The organism is Lutimaribacter marinistellae (assembly GCF_042648365.1).
Classification (GTDB): Bacteria; Pseudomonadota; Alphaproteobacteria; order Rhodobacterales; family Rhodobacteraceae; genus Lutimaribacter_A; species Lutimaribacter_A marinistellae.
Genome location: NZ_JBHRXI010000041.1, coordinates 20,499 through 21,809, shown reverse-complemented (window position 1 = coordinate 21,809; position 1,311 = coordinate 20,499). Strand labels below are relative to the sequence as shown.

Here is a 1,311-nt window from a genome sequence, read left to right as displayed (position 1 = left end):
CCGAGGAGGTGGACATCCAGGCCGTGCTCGATGCCGCCATGCCCCACATGCATCACAGCTGTGAAAGCGTGTTGGAAACCTACCCGGATGATGATGAGGCGGTGGCCGATATCGTGCGCCAGATGGCATTTGTCGCCATCTACAATCGCCAGCTCGACATTCTCGCGCTCGTCCCGGACGAGGCCGAGCGCGAGGGGCTCAGAGACGAGTTCGTCGAAGAGCTGGAGGATTCCTGCGACGACGATCCGGGCAGGCTGCTCGCCGGAGCGGTGGACATGGCGGTCAAGAACACCATGGAAGCCTATGACTGAAGACTGGCGAGTGCATGGCGCCCCCGGATGACATGAGCCGGGATCAACGAGACGGCAGCTGCCACCATTCTGCGCCGGTTCCGGCCGAATGCACGAATACCCCACGTTTTCAGTTCAAGGAGTTGCTTCAATGACACCTCAGTTGACCGACCCGGCTCAAGCGCGGCGCAATTCCGGCTGTCTCTTGTTGCTTCTCGCATCGTGCTTGGTCTTGCCGGTCGGCAGCGACTCGGCACAGGCAGCCGAAGGCGGCGGAAGCCATTACCTGCCAGGTGCAGTTGGGGACATCTTCCTGGCGCTCCCGCCCGAACCAGGTTTCCAGGTCGCAAACGTGTCGTGGTTCCAGACAGGAAGCTTAGGCACGACCCTTCTCGAAGGCCAGGTCGGCCTTGGTCTGGAGACGGATACCTTCATCAACATGACGTCCGTCAGTTATACCTTCGAGCAGCCGGTCCTCGGGGGGCGTTACACCGTCGGCATGGCGATCCCGTTCGGCTATGCGACGCTGGACGGTGCGATAACCGGCCCGCTGGGGGGGCGGTTGCCCTTCTCAGATAGCAGCTTTGCCTTGAGCGACATCGCGTTCACGCCGATCCAGCTGAACTGGAGTTCGGGTCCCTGGTCCTTCAGGTTCTCCGAGACGATCATTGCGCCGACCGGTGCCTACAGCACGTCGGATGGCGATCTCGTCAACCTGGGCCGAAATTACTGGAGCTTCGACACGGTCGGAGTCGTCACCTGGTTCAACCCGGAATCGGGCACTGAGGTTTCAGCCTCCGCCGGCATCATGATCAATACCGAGAACCCGGCCACCAATTACAAGACAGGCAACGAGTTTCACCTCGATGCCACGTTCAACCAGTTCGTGGCGCCGGACTTGGCCATCGGGCTGCGGGGCTACTACTACAAGCAGCTGACCGCAGATAGCGGAGCCGGGGCCACCCTCGGCGCCTTCAAGTCGTCCTCCTACGGGATCGGCCCGGGCTTTGTCTGGATCCCC

General features: G+C 61.6%; 2 protein-coding genes. Both read left to right on the top strand.

Translation table 11 applies throughout. From position 1 onward, the window contains the following. Positions 1-311 (top strand): hypothetical protein (locus ACFORG_RS20445; RefSeq protein ID WP_386737424.1); only part of this gene is annotated, 311 nt, incomplete at its 5' end. Positions 312-441: 130 nt separating this feature from the next. Next, the coding region (locus tag ACFORG_RS20440; protein WP_386737423.1) for a SphA family protein at positions 442-1,311 on the top strand (870 nt) is incomplete at its 3' end.